Origin of the sequence: Methanobrevibacter olleyae (assembly GCF_900114585.1) — an archaeon.
Classification (GTDB): Archaea; Methanobacteriota; Methanobacteria; order Methanobacteriales; family Methanobacteriaceae; genus Methanobrevibacter; species Methanobrevibacter olleyae.
The window spans coordinates 1-12,704 of record NZ_FOTL01000015.1 but is presented as its reverse complement, the minus strand read 5'-3'; the positions used below and the strand labels follow the sequence as shown (position 1 = coordinate 12,704).

Below are 12,704 nucleotides of genomic sequence, written 5' to 3'. Positions count from 1 at the left end.
TTAATTAAATTATGATTACTTATTATTAGTTAAAATATAATCAATTACTTTCTCTTTTTTCTTAATGGACCTATTAGCTGCTTTTTGAACTTTGTCTTTCATGGTTTCAAAGTCTTCAGGTGTTGTTTCTCCAACTAATTTCTTTATTTTAGTATATGCAGCTTCTCTAAAGAGAGGTACCAAAGTTTCTACCTCACCATCTTCTTTAATAAGTCTTGGACTTCCTTCATTATCCACTTTACCAATTTCTGTAATATATACTCCAACATCTGAAATTACTTTTTTAACATCTTCTGAAATCTCTGGAGGTACAACAAGCATTAATGAATCTGTAGATACTCCCAATGGATCAATATCCAAATCATCTAACATATTTAATACATTAGGTGCAACAGTAGATTTAATTTTATCATGATAGAATTCTAATCCTACACCAGTGGTTTCAGAAATTTCATGAGCATCTCCACGAAGCCCTCCATTAGTTACATCAGTCATTGCATGAATATCTTTAACAAGGTCTGCATCAAATAAAGCTTTAGAAGCTTTTACAAAACTAATATTCATTGTATCCCATACAATATCGAAGTAACCATTATAAAGTGCAGTTGTAGTAATGGTTCCACCACCAGCACCTTCAGTCATTAAAATAATATCTCCTTCAGTTGCTCCTTTTCTTGCAGTTGGAGGATACTGTGAAACACCTACACTTCCTACAGCACTTACCAATCTATCACCAAGTACCATATCCCCACCTACACGTAATGTACTACCTGCTACAAGAGGAACATCAATAAGTTCAGATACTGCACATACACCTGCTGTAAAATCGAATAATTTGCCAATATCACCATCATCTGCAAGGTGCAAATCACTTAAAATAGCTACAGGATCTGCCCCCATTACACAAACATCTCTTAAGGTAGCACGAGTTACATGGAACCCCCCTAAAAAAGGATATTCACTAAGGCGAGAGTGAATGCCATCAACTGCAGTAGTTACATAAACATCATCTCCAGGAGCTGAGACTCTTACTACTCCACCATCATCTTGAGCATTAGGGTCAACTACAGATTGTGTATTAGTACTTGCTACAATCTCTGCAATTTTACGATGGACAAAAAAGTCACCTGCACCACGAGAGCCTACACCCATTTTACCCATAGCTACATTAGCTTTTGGTACAGTAATTATCTCTTTTAAAAATCTATCTTCAGTATTACTAAGTTCAAGTGTTGTTTTAACCTCATCAATAACACTTTCTGCCATTAATAGTGAATGTTCATCTGAAATATCCTTAAATTCCTTTATCCTAGCTGCAAGGATTGGCTTAAGTTCTTCTTCGTCATACCCCTTACTGAGTCTTCCTCTTACAAAACCTTCTATATCCATTATTACACCATTTTAGAAAATAAATATTTAAATTTGAAAAATTAATTTTTAAATTTTTTAAAAAAATAATAATTTAAAGAATTAATAAATTTGAATTATATTTTAAAATTAACAAAATTTATACATTCATTTGGACAAGCTGCAATACAGACCTTACAATCTCTACAAATGTAATCTTCTTTAAGAGATGATTTACCATCAACAATAAGAAAACTATTATTAGGACAAACTGAAACACATCTCTGGCAAGCTTGACAATTATCACTATTAATCTCAATATGAGACTCTTCATGAGATTCTGCTATATCTTCTTCAACTTTGTCTTTTTTAAAAAATGAAAATATTCCCATAAATTTATTTTATTAAAACAAATTAATAAATTTTTATTAATCAGTTAAAAATTAATTAAAAAAAAAGCTTAAAAAATTAGAAAAAATAAAAAAGCTTTAAGAAAAATCAGCCTAAAAAATTAGAAAATAATAAAAATTAAAATCTTAAAAACAAATTAAAAAATAAAAAAATAAATTAAAAAAGATAAATAAAGGAATTAATCTTTACTTATAAATATTTATTATAAAACTCTTCGATTTTATCAAATGGAATTACATCCATTTTATAATATAAATCTGTGTGAACTGCATCTGGAATAATCATTAATTCCTTATTATCACCAGTTAATTTAGCAAATTCATCTTCTGAGAAGTATCTTGAATGAGCATTTTCACCATGAATCATTAAAACTGCAGATCTTATTTCATCACTATAAGCAATTATAGGTTGTGAAATAAATGAAATACATCCAGTTGCATTCCAGCCATCAGTAGAACCTGGAGAACGTGGATGATAACCCAATTCTCCAATATAGAAATTATGATAATCCACAGCAAACTGAGGTAAATCATCACTAAGTTCTTTTACCACTCCACCCATTCTTGCATATTCTCCATTTTTATAGTCTTCAGTTCTTTGATTGTTTAATGCAACTTTCATTTCATGTCTTGCATCTGCATTATCTGCTTCATCGAAGTATCCTTTTGCAATTTGTCTTGTCATATTATACATTGTTGAGGTTACAGTTGCTTTAATTCTTGTATCAATACTTGCAGCATTTAAAGCCATTCCTCCCCAACCACATACACCAAGAATACCAATCCTATCTGCATCAACATCTTCATTAGTTGCTAAAAAGTCCACTGCAGCTTGGAAATCCTCTGTATTAATATCAGGTGATGCCATAAAATGAGGTTGTCCTCCACTTTCCCCTGTAAATGAAGGGTCAAATGCAATTGTTAAAAATCCTCTTGAAGCCATTTCTTGAGCATATAAACCTGAAACTTGTTCTTTAACTGCACCAAAAGGACCACTAATAGCTATTGCAGGCAATTTACCTTCTGTACCTTTTGGTTTGTATAAATCTGCAGCTAAAGTGATTCCATATCTATTTACAAAAGTTACTTTACATTGTTCTACATCATCATTTTTAGGAAAAACTTTATCCCATTCTTCAGTTAAAATTAAGTTTTCTTTTTCCATATTAACACCTTATTAATCTAACTATTCCATATATATAAATTTCAAAATAAGTAGTCATATATATGTTTTGTTTGGAACTATATAAATATATCTAAACAGCTCTAGAGAAAAATAAAAGAAGAAAGCTATTAAAATGAACTAAAAAAATTAAAAAAAAATAAAAAAGAAAGCTCTTAAAATAAACTAAAAAAATTAAAAAAAGAAAAGATAAAAGAAATAAAAGCTATTAAAATAAAAAAAGAATAGATTTAATAAATTAAATCTATTTTAAAGATTCTTCTACAGCAACTGATACAGCAACTGTTGCACCTACCATAGGATTATTACCCATACCAATTAATCCCATCATTTCTACATGAGCTGGTACAGATGAAGAGCCAGCAAATTGAGCATCAGAATGCATTCTACCCATAGTATCAGTCATACCATAAGAAGCAGGACCTGCTGCCATATTATCCGGATGTAGAGTTCTTCCAGTTCCTCCACCAGAAGCAACTGAGAAGTATTTTTTACCTTGTTCAATACATTCCTTTTTATAAGTTCCAGCTACTGGATGTTGGAATCTTGTAGGGTTAGTTGAGTTACCAGTGATTGATACATCAACACCCTCTAAGTGCATAATAGCTACACCTTCCCTTACATCATCAGCACCATAGCATCTCACCTTTGCTCTTTCACCATCAGAGTATGCCTTTTCCCTAAGTACTTTAACTTCACCTGTAAAGTAGTCAAATTCAGTTTGAACATAAGTAAAACCATTGATTCTTGAAATAATAAGTGCTGCATCTTTACCTAAACCATTTAAAATAACCCTTAATGGTTCAGCCCTTACTTTATTTGCAGAATTTGCAATACCAATTGCACCTTCTGCTGCAGCAAAACTTTCATGGCCTGCCAAAAATGCAAAACATTTAGTTTCATCACTTAAAAGCATAGAAGCAAGGTTGCCATGCCCTAAACCTACTTTTCTATCATCTGCTACACTTCCAGGAATACAAAATGCTTGTAATGCTTCACCAATTGCACCTGCAGCATCACTTGCTTTCCTACAGTCTTTTTTAATTGCAATAGCTGCACCAAGAGTATATGCCCAAGAAGCATTTTCAAAAGAAATTGGCTGAACACTTTTTACAATATCATAAGGATTGAATCCTTTTTCATTACAAATAGCTTTAGCTTCTTCAAGGTCTTTTATACCATATTTCTCTAAAACTGGATTGATTTGATCTATTCTTCTTTCATAACTTTCAAATAAACTCATAATATCACTATTCCTTCCTTGGATCTATGGTTTTAAAAGCATCCTCAAATCTACCGTATTGGCCACTTGCCCTTTCAATAGCTTCAGTTGCATCTACACCCTCTTTGATTAAATCAAGCATAATTCCCATATTGATATATTTGTAACCAATAATTTCATCATCTTTATCTAATCCTATTTCAGTGATATAACCTTCTGTAAGTTCTAAATATCTTGGTCCTTTTAATTTAGTTGAATAAATAGTTCCAACTTGTGATCTGTGACCTTTTCCCAAATCTTCAAGTCCAGCACCAACCGGTAGGCCCCCTTCTGAAAATGCAGATTGAGTTCTACCATAAACAATTTGTAAGAATAGTTCTCTCATAGCTGTGTTAATTGCATCACATACAAGGTCAGTGTTTAATGCTTCTAAAATAGTTTTACCAACAAGAATTTCACCAGCCATAGCTGCAGAATGAGTCATTCCAGAACATCCTAATGTTTCAACTAATGCCTCTTCTATTATACCTTCTTTAACATTTAAGGTTAATTTACAACAGCCTTGTTGAGGTGCGCACCAACCTATACCATGAGTTAATCCAGAAATATCACTTATTTCCTTAGATTTTACCCATCTACCTTCTTCAGGTATTGGTGCAGACCCATGATTTGCCCCCCTAGAAACAGGACACATATTTTCTACTTCATTTGAATAAATCATTTAAATCTCCACTTAAAAATCTTATAAATTTTATTTTTTAAAATGATAAAAATAAATAAAATTTAATAATTTATAATAGCTATATAGTTATATTTATCTTATTCAGTATATAATATTTGATTTTAGAAAGTGAAAAGTAAATCAATTATACCATAAAAATTTAGCAGATAAAATTATAGAATAAAAAAAAGAGTTAAAAACAGTAAACAATTATAAAAAGACTTGAAGAGAACCATAAAATAAATAAACAGCACCAATCATAATCAAAATAGCAAATATTTTAGGAATATAACTTGTTTTATCTATCCATTTTTCAAGATTTATCTTAGATATTGCATAACTTAAAATAGCTAAAGCTAATGCAAAGCCTAAGCAATATAAAATTATGTTGGCTGCTGCAAATAAAGGACTCTTTGATATAACTAAAGTTATAAGAGAGACGAGATAAGCACTATAACATGGAGCCCAAGATACAGAGGTTAAAAATCCAAGTATAAATGATGGTATAATTCCGTTATCATTCTTAGGACTGATTGGTTTAAAGCTAAATGAATATTCAAATAGCATCAAAATACCAATTATAAATAAAACAATAGCTGAAATAATCCTTACATAAATAATATATTTATAAACAAAATATGTAAAGAATCCTGTTAAGAATATTATCAATGTAAATATACTAAATAAGCCCAAGATAAATGATACAAGCTCTGGCTTAGATTTAGATTTTAAACTAAAAGCTATAAAGATTGGCAAAATAGGCAAAATACAAGGAGATAATATTGAAATTACACCTGTAAAAAAAGAAAAAATAGGAATTATTTCCATTTTAATACCTCATATTAAATAAGATTATTCATAGCTTAATTGATTAAATTTTAGAAGATTACTAATTTTAGCTTCTTTAAGATAAAATAAACTAAATTATTTACTGCTAGCTTCTTCAAGATAAGATAAAATAAATTATTTACTGCTAGCTTCTTCAAGATAAGATAAAATAAATTATTTACTACTAGCTTCTTTAAGTTCATTTAAATATTTACTAGGAGATTCATAACCAACAGTTCTATGTAATTCATTTCTATTTTCGTCTAAAATAACTGTTGTTGGAGTTCCATAAATATTTAGTTTACTTGCAAGCTCTGGATTAGAACTAGTATCTACAATTAATATTATAAAATTTTCATTTATTTCTTTTTGAATCTTTGAATCTCTTAAGCCTTTTTCTTTTAGATATTCACAATTAATACAAGTTCCTTGATCAAAAACAATCATAACATTCCTATGATGTGCTTTTGCATCTTTAAATGCTTGTTCTAAATCATTACATAAATATAGGCCTTTAATATATGAACTGTCATAATATTTTGAATCATAATCTATCTTATCATCATGATTATTCTTATTTGTATTAGTATTAGAAGTAGAATTAGCATTAGTATTATTGTTATTATTAGAATCAGCTGAAGAGCTACCATTTTCATAATTAGATTGATTGATATCATCACTTGAATTAGAACTAGGTATAAGACTTGTAGAATCATCAAATGAAGTATGCACATCTAAAACCATAAGGATTCCAAATATAAAAACAAGAGTTATAACTAAAATAAATATTAATTTAAATTTTGCCATAATATCTATCTCAAAAATAATATGTAAACAGTTATTTAAATAATTTACTAAAAATATAGGATAATTAATGATTAAAAAATAAAAAGAAAAATAAAAAATTAACTTTAAAGTAATAAAAAAAGAAAAATAAAAAACCAGCTTTAAAATAATAAAAAAGCAATGAATAAACTTAAATTAAATCATGTGTTATCTTCTTTAAAGTATTTAAAAAATTATTATATTCCTCATCACTTAAACTCAACTTGATTTGCTCATCCCACATTTCATCATAGTCCATAACTTTTTGAGCAGTTAAATTACCTTTCTCAGTTGTTTTAATGAGTTTTTTCCGTTTATGTGGGATTCTTTCAATAAGCCCCTTATCTTCAAGTTTTTTTAAGTTTCGAGTTATAGTGCTTTCATTTAAATGAGAAATTTGAGCTAATTGTTCTTGATTTAACACATCATTCTTATAAATTGAAATTAAAAGAGGATGAAGGCCAAAACTTAAATCATCTTCCTTTACAATTTCATTAATAAATTTGGCATGCTCCCTATAAAGTATAGAAATTAATGGAGAGCTAGGTATATCATCATCCAAAAAAGAATGATAGATCTCATCCTCATTAAAGTTCATTATCTCCACTCCTTATTAATCTACTTATATAGAACTCAATAGCTAAATATGCTATAAGTGATCCTATTCCTCCACCAACTAACATTCCACAATAAATTCCAAATTCACCCCAATTAAATACAAATCCTAAAACATAGGCAAATATTAAAACTAAAATAAATTCTCTAAATGTAGTTAGAATAAATGAAATTGTTCCTTTTCCAACACTTTGGAATACATTTCCTGCACTTGCACCAAATGGAACGTATAAAATAAATAAGCACATCAATTGTAAAAAGCTTGCAATAAGTGGCTCTAGTTGAGCACTACTTTCTGAATATGAGAATATAAAGGCAATTTGATTTGCAAATATGTTTAATAGTATACATACGATAACTGAAGCGATTAATGCAACTTTAACTGCATATCTTGCTGTAACTCTTAAATTCTCATATTTACGAGAACCAAATGCAACTCCTGCAACTGAAATTGAAGCAGTTCCAACACCTATAGCAGGAAGCATTCCAAGATTTACAATTCTCCAACCTGCAGTATAAACAGCTACTGCAACAGGTCCTGAAACAAGTGTAAGCATATAGTTAACTACAATTGTAAGTGCAGATAAGATTAGTTGTTCTAAACTTGCTGGAATACCTACAACTAAAATATCTTTATACATTGATAAATCATTGTGAAAACTTTCACGATTATACTTTAAATAAGTGTCTTTTTTAATTAACATCCAATTAAGCATTGCAATAATTGACAGCATATGAGCTATAACAGTTGCCCATGCAGCACCTGCTACTCCTAAATTAAGTGTATAAATAAAAATAGGATCTATACACATATTGACTATTGCAGTTATTGCAATAGGTATTGTTGCTCTTTTAACATCCCCTTCTGCTCTAAATGCTCCTCCAAATATTGGCGGAAGTAACATTGCAAATGAAAAAGCAAATATGATTTGCCCATAATCCATAGCATAATTTAAAACACTGCTTGCTCCCATTATATTAAGTAATGGTTCTAAAAAGATTAAAATAGCTATTGAAACAAAAATTGATATAATTATTCCTAAAATTAAGTTATGTATTGCTGCATTATTTGCGGAAGATCTATTTTCTGCACCAATATAACGTGATATTAATGAGTTACCACCAGCACCAATTCCATTTCCAATTCCAATAAGTACCATAAATAATGGTGTAATATATCCAAGTGCAGCTAGTGGTTCTGCACCTAATCCTGCTACCCATATACTATCGATAATGTTATTTGCAAATATTAAAAACATACTTGCTATAATAGGTAGTGATAATTTGTTTATTGCCTTTTTAGGGTCACCTGTAATCATTTCTATATTTGAGTTCTTTTCCATATTTTACCTCACACTTGCATATGCAATAATACACTTGTATATGCAAGTATTAGTATATAAATATTTCTATTGAAAAATTAAATTAAAAAATACTAAAATAAGATAAACTAAAAGAAAATAATAAAATTAAAAAATACTAAAATAAGATACGCTAAAAGAAAATAATAAAATTAAAAAAGAATATAAAAAATTAAAAATTATAAATTAACAAAGTTTTTAAGTATCTTTAAACCTGGAACTCCACTTTTTTCAGGGTGAAATTGAGTTGCAAATACATTGTCTCTTGATATAGATGCTGTTAAGTCAATACCATAATCACAAGTTCCAGATAAGTTACAATCATCATCTAAAATAGCATGATAAGAGTGTACAAAGTAGAATGATTCACCATCTAAACCATCCAAAATAGGACAATTCTTAACTTGTTTTAACTGATTCCAACCCATATGAGGTATTTTTCTACCTTTAGGAATCTTTTCAACCTGTCCTTTAAAAATATCAAGGCCTTTAACTCTAGGAGCTTCATCACTTGATGATAAAAGAACCTGAAGACCTAAGCAAATACCTAAAAATGGTTTTCCATCATCGATATGTTCATAAATCAGACCTTTATAAGGTTCAATATTTTCCATAGCTGTTCCAAAAGCTCCTACTCCTGGAAGAACTAAGTGTTTAGCATTAGCTATCTCCTCTGGATTACCAGTTATAATAGCTTTAGAGCCTATTTTTTTAAAACTATTAGAAATACTTCTAAGATTTCCACTTTTATAATCAATAATCGTAATCATAAAAACTACCTTATGGCTTAATAATTAAACTTAAATGATAAAATATCTTAATAGATAATAGTATTTTTGGATAAAAATAAAATATGGTTTAAATTAAAATAATAATTAATTAAAATATAAGTTATATGAAAAGATTTAATCTCATCCAATCTCCCATTCAATAGCTGAACGTATCATCATACCAAAGTCAGAATCAACTATCGTATCTACACCTAATGTTTTAGAATGGGCATCTAATTCAGCTATTACATGAGTGTAGCCTAATTCCCTAAGTGGCTCCACAAGTCTTGGGCCATCTGTAACAGCAATAGTTTCACAATCTAGCTCTTCTACATATAATGCATGTGGAACACCTGCAACAATAACTAAATCTGGATTAATTTCCTTTAAATAAGCTTCTGCTTTTCTTGGAGTGATTGGATATTCATCTAATCCTCCAGTAATGGATTCAATATCAATCCCCATCTCATTTAGTTCTTTATTAATGTTTGCTGCATGCTGCCTAATTCTTGGAAGACCTATATTTTCATCTAAATTAGCTATAAAATGAAGATTTTCAATGTCTTTATTTGATTTTATATTTGAATTGGAACTAGAATTAGAATCATTGAAAAGCTTAGAAAAGTCACAATTTAAAATATCTGCAAATAGGTATGAAGTTTCTTTTTTTGCATTTAATACAAATACTACTTTTTTAGCTTCTTTAATTGCATTTATTATGATTTTAGCAACCTTTTCTTTACTATCTCCAAAATTAGGTTTAATATATTTACCTTGTGCCATTCCACGAGTTTTTTCAACCTGTGTAGCAAGCCTCAACATTTCATTTTGACGGTCTGCTTCTTCTTGAGAGATAACACCATATTCTACAGCAGCATTTAATACTGCAATAGCTCCTTCAGTATTATCCCCTTCTCCAAAACCACCATGAGATTCAACTGGCAAGACAACTGCATCAAGGGCTAAATTTTCAATAGGTTCTTTCAAGTCTTCACCTATAATCATACTTGCACAAGTACCTACAATACCAATTAATTTAGGATTAAAAGTATCATAAGCTTCTTTTAGGGTTTCTTCAAGCTTTTCTGCCGCTCCTAAAATAAAATCATTTTCAGCCATAGCTGTAGTTACAACTCTAACTCCATCACTTTCTAAAAGCCTGCCTGTTCTAAAACAGCAACCGTGAGGACCATGCATGATAATTACATCTGCATTTAAGTCTCTTAAAGTGTATAAAGAAGCAGCTATTGGACTTGGACGTGGATGCATCATTTTTTCACCTAATAATAAAAATAATTAATTCAATTATTTAAAATAATAAAAATTTTAATTATTTAAATTTTAATTATTTAAAATAATAAGAAATATTTAAAAATCAATAATAAGATTAATAATTCTAAATATCTAAATAAAATAAATTTTAGATTAAAAAATACTAAAAATATATTTAAATAGTAATCTAGTGGGTTACAATTTTAATAATATCCCTATCTTGGATTTCATAATCACTTGCAATTCTCATGTTCTTTCTTGCATCTACTGCATGCATAAACTTATCACCAATATCTGTGTGAATAATATATGCAAATTCACGAGGAGTAGATCCTTTAGGAACCAAGAAAGCATCTGGTAAAACATTACCCTTTTGGTCAGTAAATTTATTCTCATCACCAACTGGATAAACAACTATCATATCTAAAAGCTCGAATACCGCTTGATTAAGTGCTTTTTGAATACCAGTACTTCCATAAACATCAAGGATGTTGGATTGAATATATTCTAAAGCTTTAACTTGGTTAGGGTTTAATTTATCTTTTTCAAGAATCTCAAAGCTTGAATCTCCTGAAATATAGGAAATTAATCCTGCTTTTTTTGCATTTACAAGTGCAAGTTCAGATTCAGCAGATGTTGGAATTAGATTGGGATATTTCTCTTTCATTCTTTCAATGTTTTCTTTTGCTCCAGGTAAATCTGCTTTATTTGCAATAACAATGGAAGGTTTTGCAATATTTAAAAGATTACGTACAAATTCAATTAAATCTTCTTCTTCCCATTTACCATAATTAGAATTTACAGTTCTTAAAGCTTCAATAACATCTTCTATAATAATACCAGTACCAGATAATTGCTCAAAAATAACCTTAGAAAAATCTAAATGCTCAGCTTCAACTTTACGAATAAGCCTTACCCAATTTTTACTTACAATTCCATACATCCACATAACGATTTCATGTTCTAAAAACTCAATATCTTCTAATGGGTCATGTGAACCTAAATCAACTGGGTTTCCTTCTGCATCTGTGGAACCAGAAGCATCAATTACATGAATAAATACTTTAGCTTGCATCAAATCATCCAAAAACTTGTTTCCTAAACCCTTACCTTCGTGAGCTCCTGGAACAAGTCCTGCTACATCGATTAATTCTATTGGAATTAGTCTTGTTCCATCGATACATTGAGAATTATTTGGACTACATATTAAATCTAATTCTTTACATGGGCATTCACTAATAACATGAGCAACAGCTTTATTTGCATCTATGGTTGTAAATGGATAGTTAGCCATTTCGACTTGAGAGGCAGTAGCTGAATTAAAAAATGAGGATTTTCCTACATTTGGTTTACCTGTAACTGCAATTTGAAGCATAGTATCATTCCTATAATAAATAGTAATTACTTTTTATGATTTTTCAATCTTTAGTATTCGATTAAGATTAGTTTATGAAATTTTTCAATAACTGTTTAATTATTATAATAGCTTAATTAAATATGTTGTGAAGTATATATAACAAAAAAGATTAATAATATCACATTTTTCTTTATATTTAAAATTAAAGATTTTAAATCTCTTAAAATTATAAATAAGAATTCATTAAGATTTATATTGATTTATATGACTTATAAATTATTTTTAGATAAAAAATTGAATAAATATCAATTTTTAAATTAGTACTTTTTATACATACTAGAACAATTTGATAATATACTTAAATATTTTCTTTTCTTATTATATTTAATTTTCTTATATCTTGAAATTATTATAAAAAATTAGAAAAAAGCAAATTAGTTTTAATCAATAAAAACTCAAAAAATAGTGACTGTAAAATTTTATAGGCTTTTTTTATTTTTTATTTTTTTTCTTCGTTAAATAAAAATAGGTTATTTTTTTCTTTAATTTTGAAATAAAGGATTTAAAAATAGTAAATTATTTAAATAAGTGAGGACAAATAATATTTTATGACTAAACAAAACAAATTTGTCCTCAATACTAATATAAACTTCATACAACTTAAACTTTTTGATTTTAAAAATGAAAAAATAAATCCCAATGAAATTATTGAGAAAAGGCTCAATAAAAGACCAAAAATTAAAAATAATAATCAAAAACTATTTTTAGATGAAAATAACACATTTTCATATGT

Annotated in this window: 12 protein-coding genes and 1 pseudogene; 1 reads left to right on the top strand and 12 read right to left on the bottom strand. The window is 28.7% G+C overall.

The features are described from left to right. Positions 1 to 15: 15 nt before the first annotated feature. From BM020_RS05290 to BM020_RS05235, 12 genes are all read right to left on the bottom strand, one after another. Entirely contained in the window at positions 16 to 1,389 is a 1,374-nt protein-coding gene (locus BM020_RS05290) for an AIR synthase-related protein (RefSeq protein ID WP_067147994.1), read from the bottom strand. Between the two features lie 95 nt (positions 1,390 to 1,484). Continuing rightward, positions 1,485 to 1,739, bottom strand: a complete 255-nt coding sequence (locus tag BM020_RS05285) for a 4Fe-4S dicluster domain-containing protein (protein WP_082762173.1) — start codon at positions 1,737 to 1,739, stop codon at positions 1,485 to 1,487. Positions 1,740 to 1,947: 208 nt separating this feature from the next. Further along, positions 1,948 to 2,922 (bottom strand): alpha/beta hydrolase, encoded by a 975-nt coding sequence (locus BM020_RS05280; protein ID WP_067147997.1) that lies wholly within the window; start codon positions 2,920 to 2,922, stop codon positions 1,948 to 1,950. Positions 2,923 to 3,184: 262 nt separating this feature from the next. Further along, positions 3,185 to 4,183 carry a GGGtGRT protein gene (locus BM020_RS05275; protein WP_067148000.1) on the bottom strand — a complete coding sequence of 333 codons (999 nt, stop codon included), beginning with the start codon at positions 4,181 to 4,183 and terminating at the stop codon, positions 3,185 to 3,187. A gap of 7 nt (positions 4,184 to 4,190) precedes the next feature. Further along, positions 4,191 to 4,883, bottom strand: a complete 693-nt coding sequence (locus tag BM020_RS05270) for an iron-sulfur cluster assembly scaffold protein (RefSeq protein ID WP_067148004.1) — start codon at positions 4,881 to 4,883, stop codon at positions 4,191 to 4,193. Positions 4,884 to 5,093: 210 nt separating this feature from the next. Then, entirely contained in the window at positions 5,094 to 5,711 is a 618-nt protein-coding gene (locus BM020_RS05265; RefSeq protein ID WP_067148008.1) for a cytochrome c biogenesis CcdA family protein, read from the bottom strand. 174 nt (positions 5,712 to 5,885) lie between these two features. Further along, positions 5,886 to 6,518, bottom strand: a complete 633-nt coding sequence (locus BM020_RS05260) for a thioredoxin family protein (protein ID WP_067148011.1) — start codon at positions 6,516 to 6,518, stop codon at positions 5,886 to 5,888. A gap of 169 nt (positions 6,519 to 6,687) precedes the next feature. Next, a complete protein-coding gene (locus BM020_RS05255) occupies positions 6,688 to 7,134 on the bottom strand; it encodes a MarR family winged helix-turn-helix transcriptional regulator (protein WP_067148014.1) in 447 nt (148 codons plus the stop codon). Continuing rightward, positions 7,124 to 8,494, bottom strand: coding sequence for an MATE family efflux transporter (locus BM020_RS05250; RefSeq protein ID WP_074798496.1), 1,371 nt, complete (start codon positions 8,492 to 8,494; stop codon positions 7,124 to 7,126). The genes BM020_RS05255 and BM020_RS05250 overlap by 11 nt, the downstream gene beginning before the upstream one ends. A gap of 197 nt (positions 8,495 to 8,691) precedes the next feature. Then, a complete protein-coding gene (gene hisH / locus BM020_RS05245) occupies positions 8,692 to 9,282 on the bottom strand; it encodes an imidazole glycerol phosphate synthase subunit HisH (RefSeq protein ID WP_067148020.1) in 591 nt (196 codons plus the stop codon). A 141-nt stretch (positions 9,283 to 9,423) separates the two neighbouring features. Further along, positions 9,424 to 10,551 carry a Ni-sirohydrochlorin a,c-diamide reductive cyclase catalytic subunit gene (cfbD, locus tag BM020_RS05240; protein WP_067149142.1) on the bottom strand — a complete coding sequence of 376 codons (1,128 nt, stop codon included), beginning with the start codon at positions 10,549 to 10,551 and terminating at the stop codon, positions 9,424 to 9,426. Between the two features lie 190 nt (positions 10,552 to 10,741). Then, the gene (locus tag BM020_RS05235) at positions 10,742 to 11,929 is read right to left on the bottom strand and encodes a redox-regulated ATPase YchF (RefSeq protein WP_067148024.1); all 1,188 of its coding nucleotides are present in this window, start codon (positions 11,927 to 11,929) and stop codon (positions 10,742 to 10,744) included. Positions 11,930 to 12,519: 590 nt separating this feature from the next. On the opposite strand from BM020_RS05235, the pseudogene BM020_RS09830 reads away from it, so the two are divergent. Further along, positions 12,520 to 12,704: pseudogene (locus tag BM020_RS09830) on the top strand (ISNCY-like element ISM1 family transposase); the annotation flags it as partial.

Bases quoted from the DNA above. Each gene is read 5' to 3' on its own strand.
- BM020_RS05290 (WP_067147994.1), bottom strand. From the start codon at position 1,389: ATGGATATAGAAGGTTTTGTAAGAGGAAGACTCAGTAAGGGGTATGAC.
- BM020_RS05285 (WP_082762173.1), bottom strand. From the start codon at position 1,739: ATGGGAATATTTTCATTTTTTAAAAAAGACAAAGTTGAAGAAGATATA.
- BM020_RS05280 (WP_067147997.1), bottom strand. From the start codon at position 2,922: ATGGAAAAAGAAAACTTAATTTTAACTGAAGAATGGGATAAAGTTTTT.
- BM020_RS05275 (WP_067148000.1), bottom strand. From the start codon at position 4,183: ATGAGTTTATTTGAAAGTTATGAAAGAAGAATAGATCAAATCAATCCA.
- BM020_RS05270 (WP_067148004.1), bottom strand. From the start codon at position 4,883: ATGATTTATTCAAATGAAGTAGAAAATATGTGTCCTGTTTCTAGGGGG.
- BM020_RS05265 (WP_067148008.1), bottom strand. From the start codon at position 5,711: ATGGAAATAATTCCTATTTTTTCTTTTTTTACAGGTGTAATTTCAATA.
- BM020_RS05260 (WP_067148011.1), bottom strand. From the start codon at position 6,518: ATGGCAAAATTTAAATTAATATTTATTTTAGTTATAACTCTTGTTTTT.
- BM020_RS05255 (WP_067148014.1), bottom strand. From the start codon at position 7,134: ATGAACTTTAATGAGGATGAGATCTATCATTCTTTTTTGGATGATGAT.
- BM020_RS05250 (WP_074798496.1), bottom strand. From the start codon at position 8,494: ATGGAAAAGAACTCAAATATAGAAATGATTACAGGTGACCCTAAAAAG.
- hisH (WP_067148020.1), bottom strand. From the start codon at position 9,282: ATGATTACGATTATTGATTATAAAAGTGGAAATCTTAGAAGTATTTCT.
- cfbD (WP_067149142.1), bottom strand. From the start codon at position 10,551: ATGCATCCACGTCCAAGTCCAATAGCTGCTTCTTTATACACTTTAAGA.
- BM020_RS05235 (WP_067148024.1), bottom strand. From the start codon at position 11,929: ATGCTTCAAATTGCAGTTACAGGTAAACCAAATGTAGGAAAATCCTCA.